The sequence below is a fragment of the Wolbachia pipientis genome (assembly GCF_001752665.1).
GTDB classification, from domain to species: domain Bacteria; phylum Pseudomonadota; class Alphaproteobacteria; order Rickettsiales; family Anaplasmataceae; genus Wolbachia; species Wolbachia pipientis_A.
Map to the genome: position 1 here is coordinate 26,424 of NZ_MJMG01000005.1, position 15,786 is coordinate 42,209.

The window sequence follows — 15,786 nt, forward strand, 5'->3', positions numbered from 1 at the left end:
ATGCTCAAAAAATTTCTGGTGTAATATAACTATGGTTTACAATAGTTTTTAAAACAAGAATTTTTCTTAAAAAGACACATTAAATACATTTATGGTTTTGAAATGCTCTACTTTTTGTCCATTTTGATATAGACATATCCTAAAATATGTCTTATAGAGCTAATTTTCAAGATATAACTTTAAACTGTATATCTTTCTTTTTCTTGGGTTAACTATATGATGTTGCGAAACAAAACGGTCCTTCATCTTCTTCTATCTTATCAGGGTGGTGCTAGATCTTTTTGTTAATACTGATTTTGTATACAGAATCTAAATATTTTTCTGCATGATTAGTTAAAACACGTCCTCTGGGTGTGCGCTTTATAAAACTGATTTTAATTAGATAAGGCTCTACTGTCTCTTCTATGTTACCAACATCTTCTGAAAGTGCGATCGATATGGTGTCAATGCCAACTGGGCCTGAGGTATTGAATAGAAATTTCAAGTAATTTACATCTAATTTATTGAGACCTACTTTATCTATACCTAGTTTAAGTAATGCAGAATCAGCAATTTCATAAGTAATTTTTGCACTATTTTCCACTTCAACAAAGTCTCTTATCCTTTTCAATAATCTTAATGCAATTCTTGGGGTACCACGTGCCCTGCTGGCAATTTCTTGTGCTGCATCTTTTTCGATTTCTATGGCAAGGATTCTAGCGCTTCTCTTGATTATTTCTATCAACTCTGTAAATGAATAAAATTCAAGATGTAATGGGATTCCAAATCTATCTCGTAACGGAGCAGAGAGTAACCCAAGTCGTGTTGTTGCACCTATTAATGTAAATGGTGGAAGATCAATTCTTAAAGTACGAGTGGATGGGCCCTCACCTACTAATATATCTAGACAGAAATCTTCCATAGCAGTATAAAGCACCTCTTCANTTCAATACTACGGTTCAACCTATGTATTTCGTCAATAAATAGCACGTCTTTTACATTAAGGGTTGTAAGTATTGCTGCCAAATCTCCAGCTTTACTGAGTAAAGGGCCAGAAGTTGCACGAAAACTGACCCTTAATTCTTTGGAAATAATATGAGCTAAAGTTGTTTTTCCGAGACCAGGTGGTCCACATAGTAAAACGTGATCTAGTGCTTCGGTTCTTGTACATGCAGCATCTATAAAGATTTTTAAATTGCGTATTAAATCTTGCTGCCCAATAAAATCATTTAATTGTTCAGGTCTAATGTTAGTGTTACGTGTGTCCTCTTCATATTCCTTGCTACACAAAATCGATTTCATAATGTTGATAGATCCTTAAGTGCTATACGTATTATATCTTTAGTTTCTAAACTTGGTAAATTATCTTGTATTTTTTTCACTGTATCATAAGCTTTCATTTTTTCATAACCAAGATTAATTAAAGCTGAAACAGCATCTTCATGGATAAGGTAATGATTGGTTTTGACTTTGCTAATTTTACCATGTAATTCGGTAATGAGTCGGTTAACGAGCTTTGTACCTAATCCACTCATTTTAAGTAAAATTTTATCTTCATTTGCTATTGCTGAATAAAATTGTTCAGGAGTTAATTTGCTCAAGACTGATATTGCTATTTTATAGCTAATCCCACTTATTTTGATAAGCAGACGCAAACATTGTTGTTCTTCTTTATCTATAAAGCCGTATAACTGTATAGTGTTTTCCCTGCTGTTTGAATTGGTTTCGATGAAAAGCTTAATTTTTTTTCCAACAATACAAAAATTTAAGGTTTGTAATGAAAGATATATGATATAGCCTATACCATTTACATTCAGTATTATGTGGTCATTATAAATTTCATCAACTGTTCCACTTAAAGTTCCTATCATTTTGTATTTATCCTACTTTTATGTTGAACAGATCTTACATTTTTTTTCTACTTTGAAAAACCTGATTTTATGTTGATGAGAAAGTGCTTTTCTGTAATATTTTGTAATAGGGGCATTAATAAAGTAGTATTCTGTATACGTTAGATAATGGCATCTGTTTATATATAAGATTATCCATTCTGCATAATCATTATGGTCAGTTGCTATTAATATATAGCCTGTATCAAGCATTTTTTCTGCTAGTAAATTTAAAAACTCTATATTGATTAACCTTCTCTTGTTATGGCTTCGCTTTGGCCATGGGTCTGGGAAGAGAATGAAAAATCTTTCAATACTATTGTTAGGGAAATTAATAATCAATTTTCTTGCATCTTCTATCCATATTAATANATTTTTTAAATCATATTTTTTTATATTTGTTAGTAATTTTGATACACCTTTTAAATAAGGTTCGCACCCTATTAGCATGATCCTGCTTGTATTTAGTGCATAGTAGAGGATGTTTGCACCATTGCCAAAGCCAATTTCTACCCATATTTTTTTTTGTGAACTTATGATTGTATCTATACATTCTCTAGTATTTTGAATAGAGTGGCTTTCTAGATTTTGACTAACATTTGATTTTAGTCTGGATCTTCTAGCAAACGATCTAATCCATTTCTCTGTAGTCATATCAACGCTTGTATTATCTGTTGTAATTAATTGTTAATATTATATAATTTTAATTTAAATTAAATAAAGGTTATATAAATGGCTAATACATCATCGACTATTAGGAGGTTGTCATCTAACAGGTTTATAGATGAAATATTGTTTGAGGATAATGTTGACATTTTAGATGAGGAGTCATTTCTTAATAATATAAGAGTAAAGGAAGGAAATGTAGAAGAAGGGATTATTACAAGAATAAATGCTAACGACATAGTAGTTGATCTTGGGCTAAAGTCGGATGGAAGAATCCTGATTAAAGAATTGGGCGCTAACGATGAAATTACTGTTGGTGCTAAGATTAATGTGTATGTAGACAGAATCGAAGATTATAGTGGTAATGTTGTTTTAAGTCGTGAAAAAGCAATTAGAGTTGAAAAATGGAATAGATTGACGGAAGATGCGGCTACACAATCTGAAGTTCATGGAGTTATTAAACGTTCAATAAAGTGTGGCTTTATTGTTGATCTTGGTGATGGAATAAGTGCTTTTTTACCATTAAGTCATGTGGATTCGAAACAGACTAAAGATGCAGATCATCTTATAGGGACTGATCAGAAATTTATTATACTTAAGATGGATAAAGAGCAGGGTAATATTGTAGTATCAAGAAAGTTTGTATTAGCAAAGTTACATGCAGGTGAAAAAGCTAAATTTTTAGAGTCTTTAAACGAGGGTGATATAATTGAGGGTAAGATAAAAAGTATAACTAATTACGGAGTATTTGTCGGTATACATGAATCTGAAGAAGTGGGAGTCATAGATGGTTTGTTGCATATTACAGATATATCCTGGACTAGAGTAAGTCATCCTTCAGCAGTTTTTAGTTGTGGACAAAATATTAAAACTAAAATTATAAAAATAGATCAGGAAAACTCAAGAGTATCATTAAGTGTAAAACAAATGGAAGCCAATCCTTGGCGGGATATAGAGTTGAGGTATCCGATTCGCAGCATGCATAAGGGTCATGTGACAAGTATAGAGGATTATGGACTATTTGTTGAGCTTGAGCCTGGAGTTGAAGGTTTGGTTCACTCATCAGAGATTGCATGGATTAGAAGTAATTTGCCAATTAGTAGTCTTGTGGCAAGGGGACAAGAGGTAGATGTGATGATTCTTGATATCGATCTGCCTAAAAATAGAATGAGTCTGAGTATAAAGGAATGCACGGAAAATCCTTGGCAGAAATTTATTTATAAATATCCTCCTGGTTCTATCATATCTGGAGAAGTTAAAAGTAATACAGGGTCATTTATATCTATTGTTTTTACTGATAATGAAATAGATAAAAATGTAGAAGGAGTGATATATGCTAAAGATTTAAGTTGGTCTAACAGTGGTGTAGATGAAATTAAGAAATATCATATTGGTAATCAGGTAAAAGCGAAGGTAATAAGGGCAAATGTTAATAGAGGCAAGATTTATCTCGGTATAAGACAGATAGAATATGATCCTCTTGAGGAGTTGATAAAAAAAGTTAGTGTAGGAGATAAAATGCAGGTTACTGTAAGTAAAAAAGAAGATAGTGGATTAATTGTTGAAGCTGCAGATGATGTAAGTATTTTAATAGAACAAGAAAATTTACCTGGAAATAGAAAATTTGCTATTTCAGAAAAGATAGAAGTAAAAATACTCGGCATAGAAAAATATAAGATAGTATTATCTGCTAATCTAGATGGCGACAAAATCTGATATTACAGCAAGAGTTTTAGAAAAACATTCTGTTTTAGATAAGAAAATAGTTGCATTAGTAATTAATATATTTTTTGAAATACTATCTGATGCACTTAAAGAGCATAACAGGATCGAATTTAGAAGATTTGGTTCATTTTCAGTGAGGAGTTATAATGTGATGAAGATCAATGATAAGCTCGTAAAAAACAGATATTTCAAGATCTATTTTCGTAGTAGTAGAAATTTGATAAGCGAAGTGAATTCATGCAAACAGTAGAAATAGTTGTACGCAATAACGTGTATAAAGTGTCCTGTGAAGATGCAAAGAGAGAGCATCTATTGTATTTAGTGAGCCGCTTTGATAATTTAGTTGATACTATTTTACAAAAAACTGGTGGCAAGGGTTCAGATGCATTGAATTTTCTGCTTGCAGCTTTAACACTTGAAGATCAGGTTTTGGAATTAACGCAGCAGCTCAATACGGTCAATAAAGAATATACAGAATATAAGCATAAAAAGAAAATTGAGTGCATTGAAGTATTAGGTAAAGTAGAAAAAATTCTAGCTAGTCTTGGTTCGCAATTAACATAAGAGTTTTCTTACTCAGTGTACAAGGTGCCTCTTTCTTGTTAGTAAGATAACAATATAAATCATAGTCATCAAGATTTACTATTTTTTCGTATTCTATTAATTCTTGTATAGAGAGTTTGTAGATATACTTTAATGCGAATTGCCCTAAAAGGATGTCAGTTTCTTTGCAACCTCTGTGTAAACTTCTATATATTAGTTTTTTTCTTAGTAAGGAAATATTGATAATGTAGCTCATAAATTAAATACTTGCCAAGTGACATGTGTTTTAATATACTTAGAACTTAATTACATGTAAACATATCCATGGAGTTGGTTGCTAGTTTAATACATAAATTTGGCTATGCATTGTATTATTTTCTATCTTTTTCATTGTATTATTTTCTATCTTTTTCTTTAATAATTTCTGTTGTAATTTTTGTCCATGAATTTGGACATTATATCGTTGCTAAACTATGTAAAGTAAAAGTTGAGTCATTTTCTATAGGTTTTGGTCCTGAGATCTTTGGATTCAATGACAAATCTGGTACTAGGTGGAGGCTTAGCATTATTCCACTTGGTGGTTATGTTAAGATGCTAGGCGACATGAATGCAGCAAGCATTCCTATTGATCAACAAGATTTAACAGATAAGGAAAAGTTGTATGCGTTTTCTGCAAAACCACGTTATAAAAAAGCAGCAATAGTTTTTGCTGGACCTTTTGCAAATATATTATTTTCTATTATAGTTTTTACTGTAGTTTCTGCTGTATGGGGTTATTATCATATACCTCCAGTTGTGCAAAATATTGTAATAGATAGCCCAGCAGAAAAAGCAGGATTATTACCAGGCGATACTATAACAAAAGTTAACGGGTATAAGGTTAAATCTTTTGAAGACATTAGACGTATAATGGTACTGCACATTAATAGGGAAAATGTGGAAATTGAATATATGAGGGGTAATAAAAAATATAAAACTATTATAGCTTATTTAAAAGTTAAAAATAAGGATATTGCTGGCAATGTGGTAGAAGTGCCAACTATAGGTATAGTTTTAATGAATCCAGAATTAAAGAATCCATCTTTTCTGGAATCTATAGATAGAGCAATAAAAGAAACGTATTATACTATATATTTATCCTTTAGAGCTATTATTCAGATGATCACAATGGAACGCAGTATAGGTGAGATAAGTGGGCCTATCAAAATAGCTCAATATTCTGTTCAGTCAGTAAAAAAAGGTGTATTAGTGATTTTAAATTTTATGGCATTGATTTCAGCCAATTTGGCTATAATGAATTTGCTGCCTATACCTTTATTAGATGGAGGTCATTTATTTCAGTATATTATAGAAGCGATAATACGTAGGGATATAAGTTTAAGGTATCAAAAGTATGCTGCTATTCTTGGAGCTTCTATCATATTATTACTCACTGTAGTTACAGTTTGGAATGATATGAAACATTTTATAAGCACATGAAGTTATAAGCATATGAAAAGACTGTTTTGTCTATTATTTATAGCTTTCATCCCTGTTGCACTTATTGCTTTTGAAGGTTTTCAAATAAAAGATATAAAAGTCTTAGGCAATCAACGCATAAGTAACCAGACTATAGGTTCTTATATCAAATTAAAATCTGGTCAGTATATAAGTGATGATGGTTTAGACTTATTGGTAAAGGGGTTATATAAAACTAACCTATTTGTTGATGTTAATGCTTATCTTGATCAAGAACAAAACTTAATAGTAAGGGTTCAAGAAAACCCTATAATTAATAAGATAGTGCTGAAAACTGATGAATGGTTTGATTATATAAAACAAAAACTATTGGATAATGTAATTACATTAAAGCCGTTAAGTATATTCACTGAAACGAAGTTACAGACTGATTTGATGAATTTAGCCACTTTTTATAGGAATAATGGTAACATTGGAGCAAAAGTTGAGCATGAGCTAGTCATGCTTGGTGATAATAGAGTGGATTTGATTTTTAAGGTAAACAAAGGAAAAGGCTCTAAAATTAAAAGTGTGAGATTTATTGGTAATAAAAGTTTTCCTGAAGATGATTTAATACAAGTGGTTAAGGCTCGTAGCAGTAATATATTTAATAAGTTGTTTCTTGGAATTGATAAAAATATTAATCAATATTTGTCTATTAGCATAGACCGGCTGAGTAACTTTTATGCATCTAAAGGATATATTGATAGTTACATTCAACCAATTATTGAAGTGAATGATGATTATAACACATATGTGACTTTTTTGGTTAACGAAGGGAAGCAGTATTTATTGGGTTCTAGTAAAGTAAGCGTTGAAGATGGGAGCTATGGATTGGATATCGCTGAAGAGGTCTCAAAGTTTTTTGATACAGGAAAGGACAAGGTATTCAATGAAATTGAAGTGAATAATACAGTAGAGAAAATAAGTAAATTTTTAAATGAAAAAGGTTATATGTTTGCAAAAGTTAGCTCAGAGTATGCGACAAACAATAATATAATAGATATAAATTATAGAATATCTCCAGGCGAGAAAACTTATGTAAATAAGATTATAATTGATGGTAATGATCGTACATGGGATCAGGTTATTAGGAGCAAGGTAAGTATAGCAGAAGGTGATCCGTATAATGGATCTGAGATCAATAAATCATATCACAGGCTAATGGGTACCGATTTTTTTTCTGCGGTCAAAATAAATAAATATAAAGTAGATAATAATTCGGTTAACGTTAATTTAAAAGTGAAAGAGAAGCAAAGTACTTCTGCAATACTCTTGAGCGGGCGCACAGAAACGATGTCCTGGCCTCCAGTTATATCCTTTAGAGGCGAGCTAAGAGAGCAGAATTTATTTGGTAGTGGACATGAGTTTTATTGTGCTGTGGAAAAAAGCAAAAATGCATCTGCTGTAGATCTTAACTTGATTATAAATCACATTAATGATTCAGACAACTCGTTAGATATAGGTGTATTTCACAAAAATAGTAAACATTTAAATAGTGATTTTAGTAATACAAAATCAGGATTATCAATCGGGTCATCATGTAGAATAACAGAGAATTTAATGCATTCTATACGTTATTATTATAAAGATGAGGATATATATTATAATAAGGGGCGAAATACGGAAGAAGTAGTACTAGACAGGAAAGGTGGTGGCTCAGATAGTTTGCGTACACAAAGTATTAAGGATAATATTCACGATCGAGTTTCAGCAATAGGGTATATTTTGCAGTATAATAAGTTAGATAGTTTTCGTAATCCAACAGATGGATATTTACTGCGTCTCAAAGGAGATACTTCAGTGTTCGGAGGAAATGTAAATTTTCTAAAATCAGAAGGCTCATATTTTTTAGCTCGTCCTATATTAAAAAGTATAAGTGATGATATAGTATTTCGTTTTAAAATGGAGACTGGTTATATTTTTTCGTGTTCTGATAAGAGGTTAAGTGTTGGTCAGCACTTTTTCAAAGGTGGTGGTGAAATTAGGGGGTTTGAGGTCTCTGGTATTGGTCCAAGAGACAAAGAAGGCAATTCTTTAGGTGGCAAATTTTATTTTAATGCTACAAAACAAATAGATTTTCCACTACCAAAGTTCTACGAGCAGCTAGGACTAAAAGGGTCATTATTTATTGATTACGCTACACTTTGTAGTCCGGATTGTGAAGGTGATAGGTGTAAAGATATGGAAAAAGATAGTAAGCTTTTAAGAATATCGCCAGGTTTTGGCATTTCTGTGCCTTCTCCTTTTGGGGTGGGAAGATTAAGGGTTGATGTAGGTTTTCCAATAGTAAAAGAGAGTTATGATAAGCTACTTTCACCAAATATTAGATTTTCTATTGACTCAGGAGTTTCATCATGAAAAATTTATTAATTCTTATTTGTGTGCTTTTTTCTTCAGTATCGTTGTTTTTTTCGTTTTTGAAAAATCCGGAACACGTAAGCAGCACAGAAAGCACACTTGCTATTATTGATAGCACTAAAATCATCAAAAATTCTCTAGCCCTAAACAATATAGGACAGCAATTAAAAGAGCAAAGTTTTGAGTTAGAGCAAGAATTTAGAAAAGAAATGGATAAATTTAGGTTATCACAAGAAGAGATTGATCTGTTATCAGAAGAAGCTAAAAAGGAAAAGCAAGAACAGATTGAGAGAGACACATCGCAAATTAGGGACCATTATACTAAAAGAGCATCAGGTTTGGACCATAATTATAATGATGCAATAAATAGTATTGTTAATAAGGTAAAAGAAGTGATTAAAGAGGTAGCAGAGAGCGAGAAGATAGATTTGGTGTTTGAAAAAAATGTAGTTTGGTATTTAAAAAATAAAATAGATTTATCCGATAAAGTATTGGAGAGTATTAATAAAGTAATGCCGAAATTTGACTTAAAAGGTGTAAAATAAATAAATGCAGATTGGGATCAATGATATTATAAAAATACTGCCACATTCTTATCCGTTTCTTTTGGTAGATAAAGTATTAGATTGTGATTATGGTAGAAGGATAAGAGCAATAAAAAATGTTACATTTAATGAGCCGTTTTTTATTGGTCATTTTCCCAATCATCCAATAATGCCAGGTGTTTTGATAATTGAGTCTCTTGCTCAGGCTGCTGCGCTGTGCATGAGTGGCAACGTAGACAAAAATGTAATACCATATTTAGTATCTATAGAAAGTGCAAAATTCAGGAAACCTGTTGTACCAGGGGATACTTTGCTTTTACAAGTTAATATTCAAAAAGCACGCTTAAAAACATGTAAATTTGAGTGTATTGCATATGTTAATGAAGAAAAAGTGGCAGAAGCTACAATTTTGGCTATGTTACAGACGTTTTAAAATTGTTGCTTTAAACTTTTTTGCAAAAACAAACATTTCAAAAGTTTGAAAATTATTAGGTTCATATATCTTGTTACTAAGATATTAACCATGCTAGCATCAAAATTCACACTTCCTTAAAAGTACGCTTTTATCATTAATATAAAGTTTAATAAGTTGGAGTCTATGTAAACATGATTAGGCATAACAATAATGAATATTTTAATAATAATGGCAGTGGATTTGATAAACCACATGTTATTAAGATTAGTGATTTAAATATTAAAGTAGAAGTTTACCATAACAATTTAAAAGTAAGCAAAATTTCTAAAATTGAGAGTGATATAAAGGAGACAGTTGTTCAATCTAAAAGCTTTTTTAATTTAAATTGTAATGATCAAGAACAGGTGGTAAAAGTTTACATTTTTGATGATAGAGATGATTATAAATATCTTGGCGGAATTGGAAATTTTAATCTTGGGTTAGGAGATGAGGGAGGAAAATTTTATAAGCAAGGTATATCTGGTTTGCCTGAAATATATGTTTATCAGCAAGGTGATGTTCATAACCTAAAACATGAATTAGCACATTTTTTAACTCACCTAGCAACAAATGGAGAATCTTTGCCTACAGTTTTATCAGAAGGAATTGCAGATTACTTTGAACATAGTGCAGATTATAAATTTGGATCTCAAGGTTCAAGTATTGACGTGACACAAGATAAAAATCTGACTTTAAGTGAAATTCTTAAATTAGAATATTCAGGAGATAGTGAACAAAATAGCTTAGTCTATAAGACAGGTCATGCGTTAGTAATGTATTTGCAAGAGAGTGAACCATATTTATTAAAGAATTTTATAGATAGTAAACGTTTGGGTGATATACAAAATTCAGAAAAGTTTTTTAACAAAATTATAGAGAGTGATAATCACTTCAAAAACTGGCTTGATGCTAATAATACAGATGTAGCAATGCGAGATATTAATGCCCTACATGTGACGAAGGGTGAATTCATAGCAACTAAAAAAGAAACAGTAGATGGAGAAATTAAGAATGTATCTTATTACAAAGCTAATATAGATAATATGAAAGGAGAAAATGTAGGTGATTTTTCCCATATAGAACATATATCATTTTGTAACTATGCTCGTGCAATTAATAAAGCAACAAATGACTATCTGGATATATCAAAGGAGTATCATTTTCTTAAAGTAATTAAAAATAATGATGGCGAGTATAGATTAATTTACTGTGATAAACAAGGTAATGACTATAGAGATACTGAAAATTATAAAGCACAAGCCTTTATGGTAATTGCAAACCACGATGAGCATATAAAGAGAGTAGTGGAAAAGTTTAATAAAATTAGTAAGCAATATACTGAAAATCAAAATGATGCTGATGCTAGTTATGAAGCTAAGTATAGATCGGCGTATGAAAAATTCAACCAATATAAAAACAATGCCGTAAAGGATTATTCTCAAATGCTGGAAGAATTAATTACTATTAATCCATCTTTAATAGGAAATATACCATTACAGGAAGGTACTATGTTTTCTATTAGAGCGTTGGGTCAAGGAATGACAAGTGCACTATCTGTATATGATGAAAATGATACAAAAATTGGAGAATTATTAAGTGAGGTTGGTTTTTTTAAACAGGTTGAGGATCAAAACAAGGATTCGTTCTTTTTTAGTGATACTTTACACAATATGCATGTTAAACAGGATGGTGGTGCTTATATAGGGATTACTAAAGAAAATGGCAGTTATAAAGCCTCTTTTATAGATGGCAGGACAGTTAAGAGTGATGAATATTTCAATGTACCACATTTACATGAAAATGAATTACTAAATCCTAGCATAAGACATATAAAAGCAGCAGATCTAGATTCATTACAACTTCAAAATATCAAGATTTTAAGCCATAAGAATTCACAATCTGCTCAATATTCTGAGCAACAAATGGAAAAGGAGATTTTTGTAGAAAAAGGTAAACTACTGGACAGTAAAGGTACGGATAGAACAGATGATGATGTATACGAGGCAATTATAAAGCAAGAAACTAATCCTTTATATACATTTAAAAATATAGGTTTTTATCTTACTGAAGAAATAAGGGATGTAAATGGAAAGGTTGTTAATGATAGTGAATTATTTATTCATGATTATGGAAAAAATATCAGATTTCAATTTCCAAAGAGCATTACTCACTTAAAATTGGTAAGAGATGAAGGCAAATTTAAGTTAGTTCCTTGTACAAAAGATGGCAATGAAAATCCTGGAGGCATGCCTGATGTATCTGATGAATATAGATATATAGACCCGATTTTTGCACATGAATATGAAAAAAGAGATTATTCTCATAAGCATGTAAATATAGGATTGATAAATTTTGATAAGTATAAGCCTGGTACGCTTTTTAATATCAAGTTTGACCCAAATGATTATCAAATACGAAGAAATTCTGATGGAGAAATAATAAGGACAGAGGGCATGATATATTTTACTAAGGTGAAAGTGTTTCATGATACTGAAGAAATTGGCATGCTATCTAATAGTTTCCATAAATTTCAGGATAAAATATTTTTTTCAGCAGATTATAATTATAGCTACAATGATTTTTTAGCATCAGTTTCTCCACAGGTTCATATTGAGAGTATGCAGGATGGAAACAAAAAAATAATTTTTAATCAAGGTAAGGGGGATATAGGGGAGACAGATAATGGATATACTGACTACCAGAGAATATTTTTTAAGGAGGAGCAGGCCACAGAACAAAATAAAGTATTAGATACCAAACAAATTGACACTTTTACTGAAACAGCTGAATTATTCAGGGCTAAAAGATCATTAGAGAAGAATTATGCTGATGAGATGGAAGGTGAGAAGTTATTATTTCCTAATAGGGAAGATCTAGTAATAAACGATAATTTTATGATAGAGATAAAATATGGAGAGTTAATAAGCTATACTCTTGATGATATAAAGCAAACTATACGTGCAGCTTATGAAGTGTGGTGTAACGAATTTTGTCAACAAAAAGGTAATAATGGTAATACAGCAAAATTGCAGCTTTATATATTCAAGAATTATGATGATTATAAAAAATATATAAAAGAATTTTCTGGTAAAACTTATGATGAATTATGGGGTGGAGGTACAGTAAGAACAGATGAAGATGATGGCATAATAGCAAAGACTTTTGTTTTTGCAAATGCAGGAAATCTTTCTTGTGCAAAATCTGGATATATAATGGAAAAAATGAGTGATGCATTTCTTGAATATGCTACAGGTGATTTTAATAAAGTACCTGAATTTTTGCGTACGGGCATGAAACTTTTTATGTATAATTATAACCTTGATAAGAAGGATATTGATTTCAATCCACATTATATAAAGGCAGCATATGATAAAATGCAAGGTAACAGCTTGCATGATATGGTTAAGGATTACATGGTAGCAGATTGTTTGGTAAAGTTTTTGCAGGAAAAGCATCCGTACTTAATAAACAAGTTACTCAGTGAAGTGAGTTTTAATAAAATTGATTTTAAAACAGAAATTTTGAGTACTGGCGATGAATTTAAAGAGTGGATGAATAATGCAAGTGGCTATCATATGATAAAAGAGTTAGTCCCGCATAGTGAGACTATACTGCTTGCATCAGATAAGTTTAGATTAGATATAAGATACGACACACAAGAGTTAGATTATTATGCATTACGTAACATCAAGGATACTATTAGCAGTACCATTAAGAATTTTAAAGCTGTGTTTGCTGTCGGTAATTATGGCACTACTTCTAGTCAAATTAATCTCTATTTATTTAATACTCAAGATGATTATACGAGTTATTTAAAAAAGTTAAATATTTTTAATAAAGATAATCTTGGATTAACAATACATGGGCACAATTCAAATATTCATATTTATCTTTATCTTCAGGATCAGCAATTTTTTAAAACCTTGAAGCATGAACTGGGGCATGCCTTAACTATTATTAATTCTTATTATGGTGCAGGTGATTGTTTGCCTATAGCAATGCATGAAGGAATAGCTAATTATATTGCAAATATAGAGGACGGAAAGAATATAAATAATCACGTAGACATTGATATTCTTTCCACCATAAAAGATAAAGATCTTAAGCCAGATGAAATACTCAATAACAATGATCGTGGAAAGCATTATTATTCAGAAGCAGAACAGGTAATAAGGTTTCTCGAGGATAGGCATCCTGATTTACTAAATGGATTGATTAATGCTCTTGCAAAGAGTGGTACTAAAGGTAAAGAACTTGTTGAAGATTTTATGAAAGATGTAAAGGATTATAATCGAGAATTTTCTGACTGGGTTACAGAACAAGTTGATAGAGTGCATAGTAAAACGATAATTAAGAGATCTCTTGACCATGAAACTCATGAACATGATACACCAGCAATTATTAAGGATACAATTTTAAGAATACAAAAAAGTTATGATCAAGATTCACAAGGGAAACATAAAGTATGCATTGTAATAGATTATAATGATATAAAGTCTTTATATGATAAGGCAGCACAAACAGAAAAAAGTGCTGTTTTGGAATTCTGGAATAAGTTACATAAATCAAACTATCAAATTGGTATTTTACCAGAAGAAAAATACTATTTTAAGGAAGGTAAGTTTGTCATTCATGATAAAAAATATACTGAAGATCAAGTATACATAAAAATCCTGAAGCACGATGATCACTATAATTTAGTATTAACCAATTTAAATGGAAATATAATAGGTAATATTGATAAGAATATGATCAAGGAGCTAAATTACGAGTTAACAGATAATCTGTTTATGGATGAGCATAGCGGAATAAATGGTGAATATGAACTTTATCTAGCTAATGGTTTAGAAAGTATAATGTCTAATGAATATGGTTATGACTTGATTTAATCAAAAATCAAGTTTTTCATAAGGGATTATGCCTGAAATTCTATTAGATAGAAAAGCAAGGCATAGGTAGAACACTATATTTTTATAGCTTTGCTTTTTTCCCACTGGAAACTACCTACATAATCTATTACAGAAACGTGTTAAAGTAATATCTGAACTTATCAGTTGTTAACAAACGTTTTTTATAACAGATTCTTACCTTTCTTGCAAATAAACCTATTACGAAAGAAAGGAAAAAAGTGTAAACAAGTAATTTTGGGTATATGAAATGGGCATAAGCTATAAAAAGCTCAAAAAACAGGACAAGAATATTCAAGCAATTAACAGGAGTAGGCATCAAAGAATTTAGTAGAAGAAGTCAGTCCTGAGTGGGAGAAGGTTGAAAAGAATAAGAAAGTCATGGAAGAAGATCACATATTAGAAGATAAGGTTTTATGTTTATTATAGAACATACATAACACACGTGTTTCTTGGATATCTGACATGATATGCAGATTACTACAGAAAATAGAACCGTTATTAGCAAAGAAGGTCAACATTACAAAAGATAGAACCAGATGGGAATCTTACAGAGCAACCTATACAACGTCCAAAGAATTGAAAGAAGAAAAAGAAGAGTTATTCTGGAAAAAAGAAAGCGCACACAGTAAAAACCGAGATTCTTATGGAAAGAAATGAAAAAAGTATCCAAGTCATATGCAGGAAGCACACATGACTTTCGTATCAGGAAGCAAGAGAAGTTTTTACCTAAAAATAGTATAAAGTATGCAGATTCTGGATATCAAGGATGGCAAAAATTACAGAGTAAAGTTGTTATTCCTTATAAAAGGTATCGTAAGAAACCTTTAACACCAGAGTAGAAAGAACATCATAAGAAATAGCATCATTAAGGATGAAATAAGATTAGGCAAATAAAGATTTTCAAAATTATGTCACATGTTTACCGTAATTTTCAGAAGCAACACAATATGAGATTCAATATCATTGCTGAACCTTCAATACTTTTTCTTATTCTTGCACTCATCTCATCCTTATTTCTTCTTCTGGCATTTCGCAATGGGTCTAATGGGCAAGGAGGAAAATGATATAAAATCATTCTTGCTAGATAGTAAAATAAAAATATAATGTTTTTTAGTAGGTATGCAGGCAAAAACTCTGTAACCTGGTCAGATCAGAAATGAAGCAGCCACATCAGAATATTTTTGGGTTGCATGCCTACTCTCATTATCTTATCCGAA

At 31.0% G+C, this 15,786-nt stretch carries 11 protein-coding genes, 1 other RNA gene and 2 pseudogenes; 10 read left to right on the forward strand and 4 right to left on the reverse strand.

Going from position 1 to position 15,786, the window contains the following annotated elements; translation table 11 throughout:
- Positions 1–271 precede the first annotated feature (271 nt).
- The 3 genes and pseudogenes from ruvB to trmB all read right to left on the reverse strand — a co-directional run bounded on the left by ruvB (position 272) and on the right by trmB (position 2,522).
- Positions 272–1,281: pseudogene (gene ruvB, locus BIY23_RS02230) on the reverse strand (Holliday junction branch migration DNA helicase RuvB).
- The gene (gene ruvA / locus BIY23_RS02235) at positions 1,278–1,850 is read right to left on the reverse strand and encodes a Holliday junction branch migration protein RuvA (RefSeq protein ID WP_070064943.1); all 573 of its coding nucleotides are present in this window, start codon (positions 1,848–1,850) and stop codon (positions 1,278–1,280) included. Before ruvA ends, ruvB begins: the two are co-directional and overlap by 4 nt.
- 18 nt (positions 1,851–1,868) lie before the next feature.
- Positions 1,869–2,522 carry a tRNA (guanine(46)-N(7))-methyltransferase TrmB gene (gene trmB, locus BIY23_RS02240; RefSeq protein WP_070064944.1) on the reverse strand — a complete coding sequence of 218 codons (654 nt, stop codon included), beginning with the start codon at positions 2,520–2,522 and terminating at the stop codon, positions 1,869–1,871.
- A 78-nt stretch (positions 2,523–2,600) separates the two neighbouring features.
- On the opposite strand from trmB, the gene BIY23_RS02245 reads away from it, so the two are divergent.
- The 3 genes from BIY23_RS02245 to BIY23_RS02255 are packed head-to-tail and all read left to right on the forward strand — an operon-like array spanning position 2,601 to position 4,823.
- Positions 2,601–4,250, forward strand: coding sequence for a 30S ribosomal protein S1 (locus BIY23_RS02245; protein WP_070064945.1), 1,650 nt, complete (start codon positions 2,601–2,603; stop codon positions 4,248–4,250).
- A complete protein-coding gene (locus BIY23_RS02250) occupies positions 4,234–4,509 on the forward strand; it encodes an HU family DNA-binding protein (RefSeq protein ID WP_070064946.1) in 276 nt (91 codons plus the stop codon). Before BIY23_RS02245 ends, BIY23_RS02250 begins: the two co-directional genes overlap by 17 nt.
- A complete protein-coding gene (locus tag BIY23_RS02255) occupies positions 4,497–4,823 on the forward strand; it encodes a cell division protein ZapA (RefSeq protein ID WP_070064947.1) in 327 nt (108 codons plus the stop codon). Before BIY23_RS02250 ends, BIY23_RS02255 begins: the two co-directional genes overlap by 13 nt.
- On the opposite strand, the gene BIY23_RS04895 is transcribed toward BIY23_RS02255, so the two are convergent.
- Positions 4,798–5,049 (reverse strand): succinate dehydrogenase assembly factor 2, encoded by a 252-nt coding sequence (locus tag BIY23_RS04895; protein WP_081326527.1) that lies wholly within the window; start codon positions 5,047–5,049, stop codon positions 4,798–4,800. The genes BIY23_RS02255 and BIY23_RS04895 overlap by 26 nt on opposite strands.
- A 77-nt stretch (positions 5,050–5,126) precedes the next feature.
- On the opposite strand from BIY23_RS04895, the gene rseP reads away from it, so the two are divergent.
- The 7 genes and pseudogenes from rseP to ffs all read left to right on the forward strand — a co-directional run bounded on the left by rseP (position 5,127) and on the right by ffs (position 15,774).
- Positions 5,127–6,281 (forward strand): RIP metalloprotease RseP, encoded by a 1,155-nt coding sequence (gene rseP, locus BIY23_RS02260; RefSeq protein ID WP_070064948.1) that lies wholly within the window; start codon positions 5,127–5,129, stop codon positions 6,279–6,281.
- Between the two features lie 12 nt (positions 6,282–6,293).
- Entirely contained in the window at positions 6,294–8,660 is a 2,367-nt protein-coding gene (bamA, locus tag BIY23_RS02265) for an outer membrane protein assembly factor BamA (RefSeq protein ID WP_070064949.1), read from the forward strand.
- Positions 8,657–9,205 carry an OmpH/Skp family outer membrane protein gene (locus BIY23_RS02270; protein WP_070064950.1) on the forward strand — a complete coding sequence of 183 codons (549 nt, stop codon included), beginning with the start codon at positions 8,657–8,659 and terminating at the stop codon, positions 9,203–9,205. The genes bamA and BIY23_RS02270 overlap by 4 nt, the downstream gene beginning before the upstream one ends.
- Positions 9,206–9,209: 4 nt before the next feature.
- Entirely contained in the window at positions 9,210–9,638 is a 429-nt protein-coding gene (gene fabZ, locus BIY23_RS02275; protein WP_070064951.1) for a 3-hydroxyacyl-ACP dehydratase FabZ, read from the forward strand.
- Positions 9,639–9,811: 173 nt separating this feature from the next.
- Positions 9,812–14,548, forward strand: a complete 4,737-nt coding sequence (locus tag BIY23_RS05090; protein WP_070064952.1) for a hypothetical protein — start codon at positions 9,812–9,814, stop codon at positions 14,546–14,548.
- 345 nt (positions 14,549–14,893) lie between these two features.
- A pseudogene (locus BIY23_RS05435) lies at positions 14,894–15,537 on the forward strand (transposase family protein); the annotation flags it as partial.
- Positions 15,538–15,678: 141 nt separating this feature from the next.
- Positions 15,679–15,774, forward strand: an RNA gene (gene ffs, locus BIY23_RS02295) — signal recognition particle sRNA small type.
- Positions 15,775–15,786 lie beyond the last annotated feature (12 nt).